This is a genomic window from Streptomyces sp. NPDC058576, assembly GCF_042718715.1.
Lineage (GTDB): Bacteria > Actinomycetota > Actinomycetes > Streptomycetales > Streptomycetaceae > Streptomyces.
In genome coordinates, this window is the sequence record NZ_JBHXPF010000011.1 from 73,563 (window position 1) to 92,844 (window position 19,282).

The window sequence follows — 19,282 nt, forward strand, 5'->3', positions numbered from 1 at the left end:
CGTGGCACTCTTTCCGCGCGGCACAGGGATGGGCGGGGCGGCCGGTCCAACGGCCGGACGGTGGAGGGACTCACGCTGTGGGGTCCGAGGCGGGGGTCCGCTGGGCGGTCGGGGGTCGCTGGGCGGCAGGAGACTGCTGGGCGGCGGGGATCTGCTGGGTGATGCAGTGGACGCCGCCACCGCCGTACGCGATCGCGGGCGCCGCCACTCCGACGACCTTGCGGCCGGGATACGCCTCGGCGATCACCTGGAGGGCGGCCTCGTCCTGCGGGGCGCCGGCCACCGGGACGATCACACCGCCGTTGGCGAGGTAGAAGTTCAGGTACGACACCTCGACCTCGGTTCCGGCGATGCCGGCGCCCGCGGTCTGCGGGATGTCGATGATCGTCAGCGGCCGGCCCTGGGCGTCGGTCGTGACCTCCAGTACGGCCCGGTTGGCCCGCATCCGGGCGTGGTCGGGGTGCGCGGGGTCCTCGGGGAGCGAGACGACGACCGTGCCGGGGGCCGCGAAGGCGCAGACGCCGTCGACATGGCCGTCGGTCTCGGTGTCGAGGAGTCCTCCGTACGGAAGCCAGATCACCTTGGTGACGCCGAGCCGGGCCTTCAGCTCGGCCTCGATGTCCGCCCGGCTCATGCCGGGATTCCGGTTCGGGTGGAGCAGGCACTGTTCGGTGGTGATCAGCGTCCCCTCGCCGTCCACGGTGATCGCTCCGCCTTCGAGGATCATGTCGGAGTGGATGCGCTCGACCGCCAGGTGTTCGAGCAGCAGGCCGCTGACGCGGTCGTCGGCGTCGAAGGGCGCGTGTTTCCCGCCCCAGGCGTTGAACCGGAAGTCGACGCCCGCCCGGCGGCCGCTGCCGTCGAGGACGAACAGCGGGGCGCTGTCACGGAACCACGAGTCGTCGAGGGGCAGTTCGATGACGGTGACGCCGTCCCCGCACCACGTACGGGCGTCGTCGCCGCAGCCCGGGGGCGCGACCATGGTGACGGGCTCGAACGCGGCGACCGCCCGGGCCACGGCCGCGTACTCGCCCTTCACGGTGTCGAGGACATCGCCCCACAGGTCGGTGCGCGTGGGCCAGGCCATCAGGCACCCCTCGTGCTCGGACCACTCGGCGGGCATACGGAACGGTGCGATCATGTCGGACTCGTTTCTGTTCTCTGTGGTGATCAACATCGACTCTGTTCTCTGTGGTGATCAACATCGACGCATTAACTGAAAATTCAGTCAACATTGAAGGCAAGAGAGAGGAGGGAGGGACTCAGAGGAAATAGAGGCGGCTGAGGGAGACCTTGTCGGCCGGCTCCGAACGCAGGGGCTCCCCGTCCAGCGTGACCAGGCCGTCGCGCGCGTCGACCTGGACCTCCCCCGTACGTCTGTTGGCGATCATGTCCGCCGGGCCGATGCCGCGTGTGCCGCGCACGGCCACCCGCCGCCGGCGCGTCGCCATCGCGTCGTGAGGCCGGCCGGACGATCCCGATTCGGCGGCGGCGCGGCTGACGAAGGCCACCGAGAGATCCGCCGGCGCAGCCCCGTGGGCCCCGAACAGCGGCCCGAGCACGAGCGGTTCGCAGGCGTCGTTCGCCGCGTTGGGGTCGCCGGTCACTCCGTAGGCGGGAAAGCCGTTCTTCAGGACCATCTGCGGCTTCGCGCCGAAGAACGCGGGACGCCAGAGCACGATGTCGGCCATCTTGCCGACCTCGATGGAGCCGATCTCATGAGCGAGCCCGTGGGCGATGGCGGGGTTGATGGTCAGCTTGGCGATGTAGCGGAGCACCCGGGCGTTGTCGTCGTGCGGACCGTCGCCGTCCATGGGGCCCAGTTCGGCCTTCATCTTGCCCGCCATGGCGAAGGTGCGCCGGATCGTCTCCCCGGCCCGGCCCATGCCCTGCGCGTCGGAGGAGGTGATGGCGATCGCGCCGAGGTCGTGGAGTACGTCCTCCGCGCCCATGGTCCCGGCCCGGATCCGGTCCCGGGCCAGGGCCGCGTCTCCGGGCAGGTCCGTCTTCAGCGCGTGGACGGAGACGATCATGCCGTAGTGCTCGTCGATCGCGTCCCGCCCGAACGGCAGGGTCGGGTTGGTGGAGGAGCCGATGACGTTCGGCACTCCGGCCATCTTGAGGACGTTGGGGACGTGCCCGCCTCCGCAGCCCTCGATGTGGAAGGCGTGGATGGTCCGGCCCTCCAGCACGCTGAGGGTGTCCTCGACGGTGAGGCACTCGTTGAGGCCGTCGCTGTGCAGGGCGACCTGGACGTCGTGCTCGTCGGCGACCCGCAGGGCGGTGTCCAGGGCCCGGGTGTGGGCCCCCATGTCCTCGTGGACCTTGAAACCGCAGGCTCCGCCTTCGGCCAGCGCCTCCACCAGGGGGGCGGGGTCGGAGGACGAACCCCGCGCCAGAAAACCGATGTTGACCGGCCAGGCGTCGAAAGCGTTGAAAGCGTGCTTCAGCGCCCAGGGCGAATTGACGCCGACGCCCCAGGCGGGACCGATCTCCTGGCCGATGACCGTCGTGACACCGGACGCGAGGGACGCCTCCATGATCCGGGGCGAGAGCAGGTGTACGTGGGTGTCGACGGCGCCCGCGGTGGCGATCAGCCCCTCCCCCGAAACGATCGTCGTGCCGGTGCCGACGACGATGTCCACACCGTCGAGCGTGTCCGGGTTCCCCGCGCGGCCGATCGCGTGGATGCGGCCCTGACGGATGCCGACGGACACCTTGCGGATGCCCTGCACCGCGTCGATGACCAGGACGTTGCTGATCACCACGTCGCAGGTCTCGGACACCGCGGCGGCCTTGAGGTGCAGGCCGTCGCGCGCGGTCTTCCCGAAACCGGCGAGGAACTCGTCACCGGGCCGCTGGCTGTCGGACTCGACGCGCACCACGAGCCCGGAGTCGCCGAGCCTGACCCGGTCGCCCGCGCGGGGGCCGTGGACGGCGGCGTACTCCTGCGGGTCGATGTGCCGGCCGCCGGGCGCGCAGTGGTCGCTGTGCCGGGAGGGTCTGCTCATCGGGTCGCTCCCGACGGTCCGGGCGCCTCGGCGGCACCGAGGTACCCGCGGGCGGCGGCCCGGCGCAGGGCCTCCTCCTTGGCGCCGGGGGCGTCGAGGCGACCGTCGACGAGGCCGGCGAAGCCGATCGCCGTGCGCGCTCCCCCCATCGGTACGAGGCCGACCTCGACCGCGCTTCCGGCGTCGAACCGGGTCGACGCGCCCGCCGGGGCGGCGAGCCTCATGCCGTACGCGGCGGCGCGGTCGAAGCTCAGGCGCGGGTTCGCCTCGAAGAAGTGGAAGTGGGACGTCACGCTGATCGGCACCGGCGCCGTGTTGCGCACGATGAGCACCAGGTCCGGCTCGGGAACGGCGTGGGCCGGGCCGGGCAGCACGGCGCCGGGGGCGGCCTCGCCCGAGTGGCCTCCGCCGAAGGGGTCACTGACGACCGCGAGCCGGGTGCCGTCCTCGAAGACGGCCTCGACGTGGATCTCGGTGACGACGTCCGCGACCCCGGGGAGGATGTCGTCGGGGGTCAGGACGGAGCGGCCCCGCTCCAGCGCGGTGGCCAGCCGGTGCCCGTCACGGGCCGCCTCGCACACCGTGTCCGCGATCAGCGCGGTCGCTTCGGGGACGTTGAGGCGCAGACCTCGCGCACGGCGGGCGCGGGCCAGCTCCGCCGCGGTGAACAGCAGCAGCCGGTCCCGCTCCGTGGGCGTCAGCGGCATGACGGCCTCTGCCGGACCGCTTGGGCCCGTATACGGATCACCACTGTCAGGAACACGCTCTTCCTCCGGGGGGGTCGTTCGAGGTCGATCCACGCGCAGCTCTCAGAAGGCTCAGCGGGTCCTCGATGGCCCTCACTGTGGCACTGGCTGAAAATTCAGTCAATAGTTGAGGCGCGACGAGAAAAGAGATGAGAAAGGAAGGGAGAGGGAGCCCTCTACCGCTGTTCCAGGCCGGCCAGTTCCGCGGCGATGCCGCTCTCCATGAGGGCCCTCGCATGGTCGATCCCGACCCCGCCGCTGAGCCAGCGCATGCTCAGCCCCTCCAGCAGCGCCGTGAGCCGTTCGGCTGCGGCGGCCAGCTTCGCGGCAGGCGCCATCGGCCGCACCTGACCCAGCAGCGCCGCCACCTCCTGCACCCAGACGAGCGTGGCGCGGGCCAGATCCTCGCGCAGGGCAGGGTCGAAGACGGCGCTCGCCCGCAGCTCGCCCCAGGCCGCGCTGTTCTCGCGGACCTCTTCGGAGTCCTGCAACTCCAGCAGCAGGACCTGCTGGAGCTCCTCGCGCGGGCCGAGAGGCGGCGCGTCCGGGTCCCGGGCGTTCGTGTAACGCTCCGCCCGGTCGTTGATGAACTCCAGCGTGTGGCGCAGGATCCCGGTGCGGTCCTTGAAGTGGTAGTAGATCAGCCCCGTGGACACACCCGCTTCGGCCGCGAGTTCCTCCACACGCAGGCCGCGGACACCGCGTCGGGCGATCACCCGCGCGGCCGCTTCGAGAATCCGGGTATTGCGGGACGCCATGACGACCAACCCTATCGGGCCGACCGGCGTCTCCCGCGCCCGGTCGGCCGCCGGCGGGAGGCGGACGGCGGCAACCGGGCCCAGTAACGCCGCGGGGCTGGTCAGCCGCCCCGGGTGTAGTGGCTGAGAACGACCGTGACGGGGCCGTCGTCCTCCTCCGCCTCGGCGTGCACGAGCCGGACGATCACGATCTCCTCCCCGTCCGGGCTCCGGACGCAGAAGGGGCGCTCGTCGGCGAGGTCATCGAGGAGCAGTTCCGTGACCGGTTCCGTCTCGATGCCCCGCTCGCAGTCCGCCGGACCGAGGACGTACCCGGCCCCGACGAAGGCGTCGCTGTCCTCCGGCAGGACGAACGCGTTCCCGCTCCGGGCCAGATACCAGGACGACGTCTCGGCGGGGACCACTTCCCCGGCCCAGAGATCGAATTCGTAACTCTCGTCGGGGGCGGTCAGTTCGGCGTCCGCGTAGGCCGGCGTGTACCGGGCGGGAGGCGGCGGCGTCGACGCGGCGGAGGAGGCCGGCGGATCCGGTACGGGGGTCCGCGGGCCCGGTGGCGGCGGAGCTTGCGAGGAGTGCGCGTCGGCTCGGTCCGGACGGTCGCGGAAGTGCGGTACGGCGACGACCGCCACCAGGGCGAGCCCACAGGCCGCCCCCACCAGGGCGACCCGGACCCGTCGCCTCCTGCGAGGACGTCGCGCGTCCGGGTCGGCACCGGCACCCCGACCCGCACCGGCACCGGCACCCGAGCCGGCGGACGCCTCGCCGGTCGCTGCCGGGACGTCGCCGGTCGCAGCCGGAAGGTACGGGTCACGCGCCGCCTCCGCGGCAGGCGTGAACTGCGCCCGGGTGGGCGTCGGCCGGGCCCGGGTGGGCGCCAGGTGCACAGGGGTGGGCGGCCCGTGCTCGTCGCGCTGCCCGATCTCCCCGTACAGGCCCGGGGGAAGCCAGCCGGGGGTGAACCCGACGGACGGGGCGACGCGGGCGTGAGCGTGTACGGCCGCGATGAGGTCGTCCGGCGCCGGGCGCAGCTCCGGCTCTTTGGCCAGGCAGCCCCACAGCAGATCGCGCAGGTCGGGCACCACCCGGGAGAGGTCGGGCGGCTCGTGCGCCACCCGGTACAGGGTGGCCGACTCGGGCCCGGGCCCGAAGGGCGGCGCTCCACCGGCCACGTAGGCGGCGAGCGCGCCGAGCGCGAAGACGTCGGCGGCCGGGGTCACGGGCAGGCCCATGGCCTGTTCGGGCGCCATGTAGGCAGCGGTGCCGATGCGCACGCCGGTGCCGGTGAGGTGGGCGGCGTCGGCGGCACGGGCGATGCCGAAGTCGATGACGCGCGGACCGTCCTCGGCGAGCAGGACGTTGGCGGGCTTGAGGTCCCGGTGGACGACACCCGCACCGTGGATGGCCTGCAGCGCCTCGGCGATCCCGGCGACGAGCAGCAGCACCGTACGCGGCGGGAGCGGGCCGTGGCGCTGGACGGCCTGCTCCAGGGACGGGCCGGGGACGTAGGTGGTGGCGAGCCACGGGACCGGATCGTTCACCCCGGAATCGATCACCTGAGCGGTGAACAGTCCGTGGATACGCCGAGCGCTGGCGACCTCGTCGGCGAACCGCAGACGGAATCCGGGGTCCGCCGCGAAGTCCTCCCGCACCACCTTGAGAGCGATGGGACGCCCGCCCCGGGTGTGGGCGAGGTAGACCACGCCCATGCCCCCGGAGCCGAGCCGGGCGTGGAGACGGTAGCCGCCGATCTCCTGAGGGTCTTCGGCCGACAGCGCCGTGCGGACCGGGTGCGTCCCGGGAGGCTGAGTGGACATGCGCTGACTCTTTCGGCGAGGCGGAACAGGGGGACGGGGGCGGGAAGGGTCGGACGGGATGGGCGGGGCGGCGTCCGTGGCGGGACACGAGCACACCTGGCCCGTCGGACGATCGTGCACTTGACTAAAGTTTCAGTCAACACGCCATCGGCGTCGACCGGCGCCCCACGAGGGCGCCCCATCAGGAGGAGCACGCGTTGAGCGACCGCAGGACGGCCATTCTCGAAGCGGCGGCGACCGTCATCGCACGCCGCGGCGTACGGGGACTAAGGGTGGAGGAGCTGGCGGAGGAGGCCGGCGTCTCCAAGGCGCTGATCTATTACCACTTCGACGACCGCGCCGGCCTGCTCCGGCGGACCCTGGCCTTCGTCAACAACCGCGCCGAGCGGTACACCGCCGAGCAGTCGGCCGCGGACGCGCCGGCCGGTCCGCTCCGGAGGCTGGAGCAGGCACTCCTGCTGGAACTCCAGGACCTCCCCCACGTACGGGAGAACAGCACCGCCTGGGGCGAACTGCGCGCGAGCGCCGTGTTCGAGACGGAGCTGCGGAGCGAACTGGCCCTCGCGAGCGTGATCTGGATCCGGGAGGTGGCCGACCAGCTGGGCGAGGTCCGGCCGACGGCGCCGGAATCGGCGCTCGTCGCCTCCGCCGAGCGGCTGACCGCACTGCTGGAGGGCCTCAGCGCCCGGTGGCTCTGCGGCATCCTGCCCCTGCCGGACGCCCGCGCCGCGATGCGCGAGGGAATCGGGGTGGAGGTGGCCTGCCTCGCCCGGCGCGCGGCCGGGCCGGACGAGGCCGAGGACACGCCGTCGAGCCGAACCAACCTTGACTGACTTTTCAGTCAGTGTCAGAGTACTCCCAGCACCGAACCGGCGGACGCAGCTCACGCAGAGCGCAGCTGCCCGGACCCGGCCCCCGGGCCGGAGCCCTCGCGTCGTCGCGCCCTCGCGCGGTACCCCGTGCCGCCGGATAGTCTTTAACGTTCACGATCGGAGCACCTCGTGTCTCACCTTCCCCCCACCCGCCGTACGGTCCTCCGGACCCTTTCCGGGCTCGGCGTACTCGCCTTCGGCGCCGCGGCCTGCGGCCCGGAGGACTCCGCCTCCCTCGCCTCCGGCACCGGCGCCGACCGCGCGTCCGAGGGAGAGCGCCGGTTCGGCGCGGAGTGGGACAGCCACGCGCGCACCTTCATGTCATGGCCCGCCCTGGAATCGGTCTGGGGCGAGGACCTCCCGTACGTACGTGAGGACATCGCCCGTATCGCCCGGGCCATCGCGGAGTACGAGTACGTCGTCATGATGGCCAGGCCCGACCAGCGGAAGGCGGCCCAGCGGGCCTGCGGCTCGCAGGTCGAGGTCATCCCCCTCGCCGTGGACGACATGTGGGCGCGCGACACGGTCCCGGTCTTCGTCGAGGAGGGCGGCAAGGTCATCGGGGTCGACTTCAACTTCAACGGCTGGGGCGAGAAGCAGGAACACACGAACGACGCGCGCGTCGGCCGTACGTTCCTGTCGAAGTACGGGATTCCGCGGGTCGAGGCCCCTCTCGTCTCCGAAGGCGGCTCCTTCGAGACCGACGGGGAGGGGACGCTGCTGATCACCGAGAGCTCGATCGTCAACGAGAACCGCAACCCGGGCCTGAGCCGCGACGACATCGAGGCCGATCTGATCGAGACCCTGGGCGTCGAGAAGGTGGTGTGGCTGAAGGGCGTGCGCGGCGAGGACATCACCGACGCCCACGTGGACAGCCTCGTCCGCTTCACCGCGCCGGGAGTGGTGCTGCTGGACCAGGCGTTCCCCGGCACTCCCCCGGACTCCTGGTCACGCGCGGCCGACCAGGCCAGGGCGGTGCTGAGCAAGGCGACCGACGCCCGCGGCCGCCGCTTCGAGGTGATCGACCTGCCGCAGCCCGACCTGGACCGGATCACCGGCGAGGGAGACGACTTCGTGTCGACCTACGCCAACTTCTACGTCGCCAACGACTCGGTGTTCATGCCCCGGTTCGGCGACCGCAAGGCGGACGACCGGGCCCGGGGAATCCTCCAGGAGCAGTTCCCCGACCGCGACGTCGTACCGGTGGTGATCGACACCGTCGCCTCCGGGGGCGGTGGCATCCACTGCGCCACGCACGACCAGCCCGGCAAGCCGGTCGACTGACACCCGCCCGGCGCGGGGAACAGCGGGCCTCCTTCGGGGCAGGCGCTCACTGGACGGCAACGGCTGCCACGCCAAGCCGCTGCGCACCGCCAAGCGTCGGTGACCTCGAAAGACGCGCGGGTCCGGGAAGCCTCCCTTCCCGGACCCGCGTGGCCATCACGCGCCTGCGGCTGCGTCGAGGCGGCCGGCCTTGGCCTCCTCGATCAGGGACCCGAACTGGTCCGGGCTCATCTCCACCCGCTGCCCGAAGTCGTCGGTGATCACGATCCGGCGTTCGGGCGGGGCGCTCTCGTCCACGAACAACTGCGGGCAGCCGCAGTCGCAGTTCCCGCAGAAGGTGGCCAGGGGCTCGGGTGATGCGGTCATCGCGCTCTCTCCTCGACCTTGTCGGACCCCGGGCGGAGCCAGGAACCCGAGTACCGAGGTGATGCCCACGGTCCGGGCATCACACGCTCCGCCGGCGCTGGGCACGGAAGCACGGCGAGCCGGTCACGCGCACCCGGTGCTTCCGAAACCGCTGGGCCGACGGGAACCGGAAGGCTCCCCCGTACGACCTGTCACCGGTCGGCGGACCGCAGGGAGTGCTCGGCGCGGGACCGGTCAGTGGCCGTCCACCGTCCCGGACAGTTCGTTGGTGGCCTTCGGCAGCGTCACGGACGTCCGCTTCTCCCCCGAGTCCAGGTCGAAGGAGTGCAGTTGGCGCTTGCCCGGTTCGGAGACGTACGCCGTGTGGTCACGGACGAACAGGGTGGGCCTGGGCTGCTGCCAGTCCAGGGGCTCGGTCCAGTCGCCGACCGCTTCGATCTTCTTCTCCACTTCGCCGGTCTCCGGGTCGATGACGTGGAGGACACCGTTGGTGCCGAGCACGAGGGCTTCGCCGTGCGGGCCACGGGCGAGCGAGCGGAAGGAGTAGCTGGTGCCGAGGTCGACCAGCTTCATCTTCGCCGTACGGGTGTCGATCAGCGATATGCGGGTGGGGCGTTCCAGTTCCGCCTCGGGGTCGGTCTTGTAGTCGCCGAGCAGGATCGGGGAGACGTCGCTGCCGGCCTGGTTACCGGTACGGGCGTAGTCGCCGGGGGCGTCGGCCTTGGTGAACTCGCCGTCCTTGTAGAGCAGGACGCCGTCCTCACAGCCGAGGCCGACCACCTCGCCCTCGGCGGCGGCCTCGCCGTGGACGCCCGGGCAGTTCTCGGCGCGTGCGATCTCCTTGTCGTCCTTGTCCAGGACGAGGGCTCCGGTGCGCTTCTCCTCGGTGCCCAGGGTGGTGAGGAGTTCACCGCCGGCCAGTTCGATGGCGACACCGTGGTGGGCGTCGGCGGACGTGTAGCTGCGCCCCTGCGGCCGCTTGCCGCCGGCCAGGTCGGCGGGATCGAAGACGTTCACCTCGCCGGTGCCGTCGGTGAACAGGGCCGTCCGGCCGCCGTGCCGCACGACGTGGCCGGGCTTGGCACCCTTGAAATCGGCGTCCGTGAAGGTCTGCCGGGCCGCGTCGTACACGCGGAAGCCGCTGTCGGTGGAGATGACGACATGGTCCTTGTCACCCGCCGGGTTGACCCGGTTGAAGCCGGGCAGCTCGACGCTCTTCGCGAGCTTCAAGGTCTCGCCGTCGAGGACGTACAGTCCCCCGTCGTAGGAGGCGACCAGCGGGTTCTTCACCGCGACGGCCTCGCCGCTCTTCGCCTGCTTCGTCTGCTTCGGCCCGGCCTCGGACGCGGCGTCGCCACTGCCGCCGCAGGCGGTCAGCGCCATGGACGCCGTCAGCACGAGGGCGGTGCCCGTGAGCATTCCGGCGCGTGTCGACCTGTTCATCGTGTGTGTGTCCTCTCCGGCCCTCAGGGCACGGGATGGTGGGGTGGAGGGGTCGGCGTTCAGTAGGCCGGCCCTCGGGGGAAAGCGGTCAGTCGCCGGTGAGGCCCTCGGTCATGGCCGAGGTGTTGGCGCGCATCATTTCCAGGTAGGTGCCGGCGCCCTTGCCCTTCTCGGTCAGCGACTCGGAGTGGAGCGGGACGACGTCCACGTGACCGCCCATCTCCTGGCGCAGGACGTCGGCGAGCCGGGTGGGCTGGGAGGAGTCGGCGAAGACTGTGCGCACCTCGGCCCTCTCCATGGCCCGGGTGAGGGAGCGCAGGTCGGAGGAGCTGGGCGAGGCGAGCGTCGTGCCGCTGGGGATGACCGCGCCGATCACGCGGAAGCCGAAGCGGTCGGCGAGGTAGCCGAAGACGTGGTGGTTGGTGACCAGGGCGCGGCGGCCCTCGGGAATGGCCGCGAAGGACTTCTCCATCCAGGCGGTGAGGTCGGCGAGTTGCCCGTCATAGCGTTCGGCGTTGTCCCGCACGGCCTTCTCGTCGACGCCGTCCACGTGCGCGACCACCTGGTCGGTGATCAGGCCGGCCACCGTGCGCACGCGGTCGGGATCGGTCCAGAAGTGCGGGTCGGGCGCTCCGGCCCCGCCGCCCCGACCGCCCTCCTCGTCGGCGTGGAAGGTCAGGGGGTCGGCCGCCTCGCCCGCCGCGAAGGTGGCCACTCCCGATTCCCGGGCCGCCTCCACGTGCCGCAGGACGTTCTCCTCCAGGCCCAGGCCGTTGTGGACGACCAGATCCGCGCCCTCCAGTTCGGCGGCCTGCACGGCGGAGAGTCCGAAGGAGTGCGGGTCGGCGTTGGGTTTCATCAGGACGCTGACGTCCGCCTCGCTTCCGGCGATCTCCCGGGTGATGTCGCCGAGGATGTTGGTCGTCACCACGATCCGGGGGCGGTCGTCGTCGCCGCCGCCCGCGCAGCCGGTCGCCGTACCGGCGACGACGAGGAAGGTGACCAGGGTCAGCAGCAGGGCGCGCAGCCGCGCCGCCCTCACCCGTACGCTCATCGGCCCGTCTCCACCATCAGGGACGGCCGGACGTCCAGGTCGAAGGTGCGGGCGACCCGGAGTCCGTCGTTGTAGTCGATCTCGTACACACGGCTGCCGGCGGGATCGTTGAGGTAGGCCCTGCTCCGGTCGACCTCGATCACCGGTGCCCCGGTCCCGCCGCCGGCGGCCTCGGGGACGTCCTTCAGCAGACGGTCGGTGGCGGTGGTCTCCCGGCCGGTGGATATGTCGTAGCCGTGCAGGGCTCCGTCACGCTCCAGGACGACGAGCGGGGCGCCTTCACCCGCGGTGTTGGCGGCGACCACCGGGCCGGTCGCCACGCGCTTCCAGGCACGCTCGGTGACGTCCAGGATCCAGACGGCGTTCTTGCCCGCCCGGGCGGTGAGCGTGGTGCTGCCCGGCCGGTGCCGGAACTCCGCGGCCCGCTCCGGGCCCGGCACCTCCTCGCCGTACGGGATCTTCTCGGCGGTGAAGGCGCCGTCGTCCTCGCGGACGAGCAGGGCGCCGTCGGCGCAGCCGAGGACGACCCCCCGCCGGGTGACCGCGTCGCCCTTCGGGTCCTCGCACGCGGACCGGGGGGCGGCGACGCGCTTGCCGGACCGGTCGAGGACCACGGCCTGCGCGGGAGCGTCGCCGTCGCGCACGAGCGTGACCAGGTGTTCGGCGTACGGCACGACGGGACCGGCGTGGGTGCCCGGGAGTCGCTCCGGCGTACCGAGGGTCCCCTTCTCCAGTTCGGCGCGGCGGTAGGCCATCGCCGTCCCGTCCGCCGCCGTGGCGACGGTGACGCCCTGGTCGCTGCGGATGCTCGTGCCGGTGCCGCCCGGGAGCTCTCCCACCTCCTTGGTCTTCGCGCTGTAGTAGTGCACATGGTCTCCGTGGTCGACCATCCACGCGCCGCTGTCGAGGACGTGGGTGCCGTTCGGGCCGTGGAAGTAGCCGAAGCGGCCGTCCGTGGTGAGTTCGGTGACTCCGACTCTGCGCGCGGTGTCGTGGATCCTGCCGGTGATCAGGTCCAGCACGCGCGTGTCGCCGGAGTCGGCGTCACCGAGGAGGAGCCGGGACTGCTGCTCGGCGGCTTCGGTGGCGCCTTCCACGTAGCCGTGCGGAGCAGCGGGCGAAGTAGGGCTTTCGGTACGGGACTTGGCGTCGCCCTGGCTCGCGCAGCCCGCGGTCATGAGGACCGCGGAGAGGAGTACCGGTGCCAGGGGGACGTTCGTTCGGACGAACAAGGAGATCGCCTCAGGTTTCGTTCGGTCGGGTCGTGGGGGCGTTCGCGGTGAACGTGCCGGCCCGGGCGGGGAGGCCTGCGCGGCGCGTACGACGTCGGTGGTGGAACCCGGACGCCAGGTGGGACAGGAAGAAGAGGCCGACCGCGAGGGCCGAGACGGTCGCGCCGGCCGCCGTGCGCAGGTGCCAGGAGAGCAGCAGGCCGCCGAGGGTGGCGGCCGCGCCGAGGGCCGCGGCAAGGGCCATGACGCCGTGGACGCTTCGCGCCCATGGGAGGGCTGCCGCGGGCGGGGCGATGAGCAGGCCGAGAACGAGCAGCGTGCCCACGATGTGGAAGGAGGCGACGATGGCCAGGGCCAGCAGACCGAGCAGCACGGCGTGCGCGAGCCCGGGGCGCAGGCCGAGCGTCCGGGCCTTGCGCTCGTCGAACGCGAGGGCCAGGAAGGCGCGGTGGCCGAGCACGGAGACGACCAGCGCCAGCAGCAGCGCCACCGCGAGGAGGACCACGTCGCTCTCGCGGACGGCGAGGACGTCGCCGAAGAGGAAGCCGGTGAGATCCACGGCGAACGACTGCGAGCGCGACACGATGATGACGCCGAGGGACAGCATGCCGACGAAGAGCAGGCCTATTCCGGTGTCCTGGGACAGCCTTGGGGTGCGACCGAGGGCGGTGACGCCTGCTGTCATGACGGCCGCGCTCGCCACCGCCCCCACCAGCAGGTTGCCGCCGAGCAGCGCGGCGACCGCGACGCCCGGGAGCAGACCGTGGGACATGGCGTCACCGAGGAAGGCCATCCCCCTGAGCACCACCCATGTCCCGGCCAGGGCGCATATCGCCGACACCAGGATCCCGGCCCACAGGGCACGCTGCACGAAGGCCGCCTCGAAGGGGGCCGTCAACCACTCCATGCGATGACCCTACAATGACAATCATGTTCAATAACAGCGTGCCGACGCCGCCCGGCGGCGAACCACGGGGCGAGCGCGTCCGGTTCCACGACCTGAACGCGGGCTATCCCGGCCGTCCGGTGCTCCACCAACTCAGCTCGGTGATAACGGCGTTGACCATGACGGCGCTGGTCGGACCGAACGGCAGCGGCAAGTCCACGCTGCTCGGCGTCCTCGCCGGCGTGATCGATGCCACATCCGGTCAACTCCGCTACGCGGAAGGGCGCCCGCCGGCCTTCGTCCCGCAGCGCGGCGCCGTCGGCGACGCACTCCCCCTCACCGCACGGCAGACCGTGGAGATGGGCCGCTGGGCAGAGCGAGGGCTGTGGCGAAGGCTGGCCCGGCAGGACCGAACCGTGGTCGACTCCGCCATGGAACGACTGGGCGTCGCCGACCTCGCCGACCGCCGGCTCGGCGAGCTGTCCGGCGGGCAGCGTCAGCGCGTACTGATCGCCCAGGGCCTCGCCCAAGAGTCCGACCTGCTGCTTCTGGACGAGCCGACCACCGGGCTCGACCCCGAAGCCCGGAACCGGATCACGGCGCTGCTGACGGATCTGGTCGCCGACGGCACGACCGTCGTCCAGGCCACGCACGACCTGGAGGCCGCCCGCTCGGCCGACGCCTGCCTGCTCCTCAGCGACGGCCGGCTGGTCGGGCAGGGCCCACCCGGGCAGGTGCTCACGCCGACGGCCCTGTCCCGCGTCTGGCAGCCGGCGTGAGACAGGGGCTCCGGACAGAAGACCGGTGCGCCTGACCGCGCGGGCTCGGCACCAGGCAGGCCGCAGGTCGTGGCGGAGCCGTACGGGGGGATTCGCGATCCCTGGATCACTGCGGCCTTCATCCGCCCTTCGGCCTGCGACACCGTGGACGGATAGGCGGCGGACCGGCGGTCCTGCCCGCACCTCACGGAAAGGGAGCCCACCATGACGCGCATCGCCCTGATCACCGGAGCCAACCGCGGCCTCGGCCGCAGCACTGCCCTGCACCTCGCCGCAGCAGGCACCGATCTGATCCTCACCTACCGCTCACACGCCGAGGAGGCCCAGGCCGTCGTCGAGGAGGCCCGGAAGCTGGGCCGTACGGCGGTCGCCCTGCGGCTGGACACCGGGGACACCGCCGCGTTCCCGGCCTTCACCGCACAGGTGCGGGCGGCGCTGGCCGAGGAGTGGGGCCGCGAGGACCTCGACATCCTCGTCAACAACGCCGGACACGGCGTGCACGCACCCTTCGAGGAAACCACCGAAGAGCAGTTCGACGGGCTGATGGGCGTCCACGTCAAGGGCGTCTTCTTCCTCACCCAGGCGCTGCTGCCGTTGCTCAAGGACGGCGGGCGCATCCTCAACGTCTCCACCGGCCTGACCCGCTTCATCGCCGCACCCACCGCCGCCTACGCGGCGGCCAAGGGCGCGGTGGAGATCCTCACCCGCTACCTCGCCAAGGAACTGGGCCCGCGCGGTATCGCGGTCAACGCCATCGCACCGGGCGCCACCGGCACCGACTTCGGCGGCGGCGGCGTCCGTGACAACCAGGAGATGCGCTCCATGCTGAGCGGCGTCACGGCCCTGGGGCGTCCCGGAGAGGCCGAGGACATCGGCGCCGCGGCCGCCGCGCTGCTCGCCGAGGGCACGTCCTGGGTCACCGGGCAGCGCATCGAGGCGTCGGGCGGCATGCTGCTCTGACGCCCCACCCGAACAACACCACCACCACCGTCCCGGCCTCGGGTGCGGGGCATGAGGGAGACTGGAACCGTGGACCGAGTCCAACTCGCGGACTTCCTCCGCACCCGCCGCGAAGCCCTGCAACCGGAGGACGTGGGCCTGCCCCGCGGGCCGCGGCGCCGCACCCGCGGCCTGCGCCGGGAGGAGGCGGCGGCGCTGAGCGGGATGTCCACCGACTACTACAGCCGGCTGGAACAGCAGCGCGGGCCGCAGCCGTCGGAGCCGATGCTCGCCGCCATCGCCCGCGGCCTGCGCCTCTCCCTCGCCGAGCGCGATCACCTCTTCCGCATCGCCGGGCACAACACGCCCTCCCGCCCCGGCGATCTCCGCTCGGACCACATCACGCCCGGCCTGATGCGCATCCTCGGACGGCTGGACGACACCCCGGCGCAGGTCGTCAGCGACGTGGCGGAGACCCTCGCCCAGACCCCGATGGCCTCAGCGCTCCTCGGCGACCAGACGGGGTACACCGGACCCGAGCGCAGTCTCACCTACCGGTGGTTCACCGACCCCGCCACCCGGCTGCTGTATCCGGAGGAGGACCATCCGCTGCACAGCCGCTTCTTCACCTCCGGCCTGCGCGCCGCCTACTCCCGGCAGGGAGCGGGCGGTCGCGCCGAGGAGCTGCGCGACCGCCTCCTGGAGCGCAGCGACGAGTTCGCCTCGCTGTGGAGCGCGCACGAGATCGACGCTCCGCGCGTGGATCCCAAGCGTGTGCGCCATCCCGAGCTGGGCGTCCTCACCCTGCAGTGCCAGGTACTGGTGGACCCGGAGCAGAACCAGACGCTGCTGGTCTACACAGCCGCGCCGGGCTCGGCGGACGACGAGAGGCTGCGACTGCTGCCGGTACTGGGAGCACGACGGGTGGGCACCTAGCCGGCCAGGCCCGTCCCCGGCGCTCCTCCGGCCCGCCGGCGGAGCGGCGCCGTCGACCCGGGTCCTCCCGGCAGCGGCGCGGCTTCCCGACGGGGGCCGGTTCAGGCGTCCGGGGTGTCCCGGGTGAGCCGGCGCACCCACTCGATGTCCGGCAGGTGGGGAGCATGGCCGCCCCGGGCCGGTGACGGTTCGACGGCGGCGCTCTCCGGGTCGAGGAGGCGGCGCAGGCCGGTGCGCATCAGCCCGCCGTCCACGGAGGCGATGCCGCTCAACTGGAGCACGGAGACGCCCTGGTCGAGTGCGGTCATGAGCTGTGCGATGTCGTCGACGGGCAGGTGCTCGCCCTCCGGGCGCCCGGCAGCGGCGACCCGCCCGTAAGCGTTCAGCTGGACCTCCACGCGGGCTCGCAGCAGACCGATGAGCTTCTCGTCCCGGGCCGCGGTCGCGATGAACTCCAGCATGGCCAGACCGAAGCCCCGCACCATCTCCGCCGCGTCCTCCCCCGGCTCCGCGTCCGGCTCGGACAGCGCCGCGCCGGACGGTTCGGGCACCGCGAACGGGTCCCAGTCCGCGCCGCGCAGCGCCTGGAGATTGTGGTCCATCACCGCGAGGAACAGTTCGGCCTTGCCGCCGAAGTTCGAGTAGACCGCGCCCTTGGAGAACCCCGCCTCATTGGCGATTCCCTCCAGGCTCGCCCCGTGATAGCCGTCCCGGGCGAACGTCCCCAGTGCCGCCAGCGTCAGCGCCTCGCGGGTTTCCCGCTTCTGCTCGGCGCGGCTCTTGCGTACCCGGGGCGTCGTCATCGGGGCGAGTTGATCCATGCCCGCATCCTAGTTGACGTACCGACCGCATCGCGATACCGCTAGACTTTAGATACCCAGCGAATCTAAATACCGCTAGTATCGCAAGCACCCGGGCGCACCGGGGATGACGGAGGAACGCATATGAGTGACGCGGTGCTGGAGGTCGAAGGCCTCACCAGGAAGTTCGGATCGGTCGTCGCGAACGACGGGATCGACCTGAGGGTCAGGGCCGGCGAGGTGGTCGGCCTGCTGGGGCACAACGGCGCCGGCAAGACCACGCTGGTCTCGCAGATCGTGGGCCTGCTCAAGCCCGACAGCGGTTCGATCCGGGTGGCCGGCGCGGACGCGGTCGCGGACCCGGCGACGGCTCGCCGCTGCGTGGCACTCCAGCCGCAGTCGCAGGCGCCCATCGAGGGCCTGACGCCCCGCGGCGCCATCGAGATCGCCGGGCGGGTACGCGGCATGTCCGGCGCCGACGCGGCCGCCTCCGCCCGCAGGCTCGCCGAGGACCTGGACATCCACGAGTGGTTCGACCGGCGCGCCCTCCCGGACGGCCGGGGCGTGTCCGGCGGAGTGCGTCGGCTGACCGCGTTCGCGATGGCCGCGGTCGCGCCCGTCCCGCTGGTCATCCTCGACGAGCCCTCCAACGACGTCGACGCGGGCCGCAGGCGGCGGTTGTGGGACACCGTGCGCCGCCTCGGCGACGAGGGCGCGGGCGTACTGCTGGTCACCCACAACGTGGTGGAGGCCGAGCGCGTGGTGGACGAACTGGTCGTGCTCGACCACGGCAAGGTCGTGGCCGCCGGATCACCGAGCGACCTGCGTGGCCCCGGCGACAAGGACCTGCGGCTCGAACTCTCGCTGAACTTCGACGGGCCGGACCCCTCGGACTCCCCTACCGGTGCGCCGATCCCGTTCACGCGCCGGGTCCGGGTCGGCCGCCGGGTCCTGCTGACGCTCGGCCCCTCCGACGCCGAAGCCGCCGTCGCCTGGGCCACGAGGCTCCGCGCGGAGCACCTCATCGAGGAGTACTCCCTGGCGCCCGCCACCCTCGAAGACGTCTACCTCGCCGCCACCGCTTCGAGCGCGGCCGCCACTACGGAGGAAGCCGCCCATGTCTGAGGCAACCATGACCGCCCCCCGCACCCGGACCGCCCGTCCCGTGCCCCCGCGCACCGGCCTGGTGACGACCTATCTGACCCTGCTGCGCTGGAACATGGCCCAGATCGGCGCGATGCTGCCGCTGATCCTCGTCGTGCAGGCAGTGCTCGCGGCGGGCATCATCATCGGCTTCGGGTTCCTCATCGACGACCTCAACACTCCGGCCGCGCTGTTCCTGTCCACGGGCACCCCCACCGTGCTGCTGATGGTCATCGGTCTGGTGATGGTCCCGCAGGGCGTGGCGCAGTCCCGCACCAGCGGTACGTTCACCTACCTGCGGGCACTGCCGGTGCCCCGCCCGCTGCACCTGCTGGCCGACCTGACGGTGTGGCTGGTCGTCGCCCTTCCGGGCATCCCCGTCTCGGTGTTCGTGGCCTGGCTGTACTACGACCTCACCTACAGCTTCGACTGGCCCCTCCTGATCGCCGCTTCCGTGCTGACCGCGGTGATGGCGACCTCGGTGGGCTACGCGCTCGCCGTACTGCTCCCGCCGCTGCTCGCCCAGCTCGCCAGTCAGGTCCTGGTGTTCTTCGTGATGCTGTTCTCGCCGATCACCTTCCCCGCCGGCCAGCTGCCCGACTGGCTGGGGGCGGCGCACGACTGGCTACCGTTCCGCCCCGCGGGCGACCTGCTGCGCGCGGGGCTGGTGTCCGACGGCAGCACGGTGCACGGGACCGACATCGCCGTGCTGGTGGTCTGGTGCCTGCTCGGCGTCACGATCAGCGTGCGCGCGCTGGTCCGCCGGGCCTGAAGAATCCCGCCAGGCGGCCGGCGGAGGACGAAAGCCCTCCGCCGGCCGCAGACGTGTCCGAGGCGGGCGTCACCCCTCTGATCACGGGCCTGACCAGCGACTATCCGCCGGAAATCCCAAACCGGGCATAACCGATAATCCAGATCGCCGTTGCTTTACCGATGCTTTAACCACTCTTGGATCTACCTTTACTTGGTCTGGATCTGCCCCTATGCTTCCGACAGCGGAGATCGAAGAGCAGGCCAGCGCGAAGCACATGCGGTGCCGACCTGCTCCATCTTTTCTTGGGGGAGAAATGCGCAGTGGGGGCAGTCCGTCGTCAGCACGGATACACGGCAGGCCGAGGGCGTGGGGAGATGTCCGCCCTCCGACAGGTCTGCCGATAACAGCCCACTTCTAGGCCACCCATAGGTCTCTAAGGGCGCGCGGCCGGACGGCCGCCATTCT

At 71.8% G+C, this 19,282-nt stretch carries 18 protein-coding genes; 7 read left to right on the forward strand and 11 right to left on the reverse strand.

Going from position 1 to position 19,282, the window contains the following annotated elements; genetic code table 11:
* Nucleotides 1-70: 70 nt before the first annotated feature.
* The 5 genes from ACFWRV_RS11690 to ACFWRV_RS11710 form a co-directional block, all read right to left on the reverse strand.
* Entirely contained in the window at nucleotides 71-1,177 is a 1,107-nt protein-coding gene (locus ACFWRV_RS11690) for an agmatine/peptidylarginine deiminase (RefSeq protein ID WP_384331960.1), read from the reverse strand.
* An 85-nt stretch (nucleotides 1,178-1,262) separates the two neighbouring features.
* Complete coding sequence (locus ACFWRV_RS11695) at nucleotides 1,263-3,011, reverse strand: urease subunit alpha (RefSeq protein ID WP_384331963.1); 1,749 nt, start codon at nucleotides 3,009-3,011, stop codon at nucleotides 1,263-1,265.
* Entirely contained in the window at nucleotides 3,008-3,718 is a 711-nt protein-coding gene (ureA, locus tag ACFWRV_RS11700; RefSeq protein WP_384331966.1) for an urease subunit gamma, read from the reverse strand. Before ureA ends, ACFWRV_RS11695 begins: the two co-directional genes overlap by 4 nt.
* Nucleotides 3,719-3,933: 215 nt before the next feature.
* Complete coding sequence (locus ACFWRV_RS11705; RefSeq protein WP_384331969.1) at nucleotides 3,934-4,515, reverse strand: TetR/AcrR family transcriptional regulator; 582 nt, start codon at nucleotides 4,513-4,515, stop codon at nucleotides 3,934-3,936.
* A 101-nt stretch (nucleotides 4,516-4,616) separates the two neighbouring features.
* Nucleotides 4,617-6,329, reverse strand: a complete 1,713-nt coding sequence (locus ACFWRV_RS11710) for a serine/threonine-protein kinase (RefSeq protein WP_384331972.1) — start codon at nucleotides 6,327-6,329, stop codon at nucleotides 4,617-4,619.
* A gap of 197 nt (nucleotides 6,330-6,526) precedes the next feature.
* Between ACFWRV_RS11710 and ACFWRV_RS11715 the strand changes: the two genes are divergently transcribed.
* Complete coding sequence (locus ACFWRV_RS11715; protein WP_384331975.1) at nucleotides 6,527-7,162, forward strand: TetR/AcrR family transcriptional regulator; 636 nt, start codon at nucleotides 6,527-6,529, stop codon at nucleotides 7,160-7,162.
* A gap of 168 nt (nucleotides 7,163-7,330) precedes the next feature.
* On the forward strand, nucleotides 7,331-8,485 hold the full coding sequence (locus ACFWRV_RS11720; RefSeq protein ID WP_384331978.1) for an agmatine/peptidylarginine deiminase: 1,155 nt from the start codon (nucleotides 7,331-7,333) through the stop codon (nucleotides 8,483-8,485).
* Nucleotides 8,486-8,641: 156 nt separating this feature from the next.
* Here ACFWRV_RS11720 and ACFWRV_RS11725 read toward each other — a convergent pair whose 3' ends face one another.
* The 5 genes from ACFWRV_RS11725 to aztB all read right to left on the reverse strand — a co-directional run bounded on the left by ACFWRV_RS11725 (nucleotide 8,642) and on the right by aztB (nucleotide 13,487).
* A complete protein-coding gene (locus ACFWRV_RS11725) occupies nucleotides 8,642-8,851 on the reverse strand; it encodes a hypothetical protein (protein ID WP_384331981.1) in 210 nt (69 codons plus the stop codon).
* A gap of 234 nt (nucleotides 8,852-9,085) precedes the next feature.
* The gene (aztD, locus tag ACFWRV_RS11730) at nucleotides 9,086-10,294 is read right to left on the reverse strand and encodes a zinc metallochaperone AztD (protein WP_384331984.1); all 1,209 of its coding nucleotides are present in this window, start codon (nucleotides 10,292-10,294) and stop codon (nucleotides 9,086-9,088) included.
* 88 nt (nucleotides 10,295-10,382) lie between these two features.
* On the reverse strand, nucleotides 10,383-11,348 hold the full coding sequence (aztC, locus tag ACFWRV_RS11735) for a zinc ABC transporter substrate-binding protein AztC (RefSeq protein WP_384331987.1): 966 nt from the start codon (nucleotides 11,346-11,348) through the stop codon (nucleotides 10,383-10,385).
* The gene (locus tag ACFWRV_RS11740) at nucleotides 11,345-12,580 is read right to left on the reverse strand and encodes a hypothetical protein (RefSeq protein ID WP_384331991.1); all 1,236 of its coding nucleotides are present in this window, start codon (nucleotides 12,578-12,580) and stop codon (nucleotides 11,345-11,347) included. Before ACFWRV_RS11740 ends, aztC begins: the two co-directional genes overlap by 4 nt.
* Before the next feature lie 10 nt (nucleotides 12,581-12,590).
* Nucleotides 12,591-13,487: a zinc ABC transporter permease AztB gene (gene aztB / locus ACFWRV_RS11745; protein ID WP_384331994.1), complete on the reverse strand. Its 897-nt coding sequence runs from the start codon at nucleotides 13,485-13,487 to the stop codon at nucleotides 12,591-12,593.
* A 14-nt stretch (nucleotides 13,488-13,501) separates the two neighbouring features.
* Between aztB and aztA the strand changes: the two genes are divergently transcribed.
* The 3 genes from aztA (at nucleotide 13,502) to ACFWRV_RS11760 (ending at nucleotide 16,120) form a co-directional block, all read left to right on the forward strand.
* Nucleotides 13,502-14,245 carry a zinc ABC transporter ATP-binding protein AztA gene (gene aztA, locus ACFWRV_RS11750; protein ID WP_384331997.1) on the forward strand — a complete coding sequence of 248 codons (744 nt, stop codon included), beginning with the start codon at nucleotides 13,502-13,504 and terminating at the stop codon, nucleotides 14,243-14,245.
* Between the two features lie 204 nt (nucleotides 14,246-14,449).
* Nucleotides 14,450-15,205 carry an SDR family NAD(P)-dependent oxidoreductase gene (locus ACFWRV_RS11755; RefSeq protein WP_384332000.1) on the forward strand — a complete coding sequence of 252 codons (756 nt, stop codon included), beginning with the start codon at nucleotides 14,450-14,452 and terminating at the stop codon, nucleotides 15,203-15,205.
* A 69-nt stretch (nucleotides 15,206-15,274) separates the two neighbouring features.
* A complete protein-coding gene (locus tag ACFWRV_RS11760) occupies nucleotides 15,275-16,120 on the forward strand; it encodes a helix-turn-helix transcriptional regulator (protein ID WP_384332003.1) in 846 nt (281 codons plus the stop codon).
* 101 nt (nucleotides 16,121-16,221) lie between these two features.
* Here ACFWRV_RS11760 and ACFWRV_RS11765 read toward each other — a convergent pair whose 3' ends face one another.
* The gene (locus tag ACFWRV_RS11765; RefSeq protein ID WP_384332006.1) at nucleotides 16,222-16,941 is read right to left on the reverse strand and encodes a TetR/AcrR family transcriptional regulator; all 720 of its coding nucleotides are present in this window, start codon (nucleotides 16,939-16,941) and stop codon (nucleotides 16,222-16,224) included.
* A gap of 123 nt (nucleotides 16,942-17,064) precedes the next feature.
* Here ACFWRV_RS11765 and ACFWRV_RS11770 point away from each other — a divergent pair, with 123 nt between their 5' ends.
* Nucleotides 17,065-18,045, forward strand: a complete 981-nt coding sequence (locus tag ACFWRV_RS11770) for an ABC transporter ATP-binding protein (protein ID WP_384332009.1) — start codon at nucleotides 17,065-17,067, stop codon at nucleotides 18,043-18,045.
* Nucleotides 18,038-18,835 (forward strand): ABC transporter permease, encoded by a 798-nt coding sequence (locus ACFWRV_RS11775; RefSeq protein ID WP_384332012.1) that lies wholly within the window; start codon nucleotides 18,038-18,040, stop codon nucleotides 18,833-18,835. Before ACFWRV_RS11770 ends, ACFWRV_RS11775 begins: the two co-directional genes overlap by 8 nt.
* Nucleotides 18,836-19,282 lie beyond the last annotated feature (447 nt).